Genomic DNA, 225 nt, shown 5'->3' on the forward strand with positions numbered 1-225 from the left:
TCCATTGTCCATCTTCTTTGAAATAGCTCATCTTCCCATCAATTTTATTCCAGCCGGTTTGCATAGCTCCACCTGCATTACCATCTAAATAATACCATTTTCCATTTACTTCAACCCATCCAACTTTTTTTGCACCCTGCGCAGCTGGATCCAAATAGAACCATTTCTCGCCTTCTTGGTACCAACCAGTCTTCATAGCTCCTTCTGCATCTAAGTAATACCATT

The 225-nt window shown here is 40.9% G+C and carries 1 pseudogene; it reads right to left on the reverse strand.

Going from position 1 to position 225, the window contains the following annotated elements:
* A pseudogene (locus MR170_RS31800) lies at positions 1-196 on the reverse strand (3D domain-containing protein); the annotation flags it as partial.
* Positions 197-225: the final 29 nt, after the last annotated feature.

It is taken from the genome of Bacillus cereus group sp. BfR-BA-01524 (assembly GCF_022662595.1).
Lineage (GTDB): Bacteria > Bacillota > Bacilli > Bacillales > Bacillaceae_G > Bacillus_A > Bacillus_A thuringiensis_S.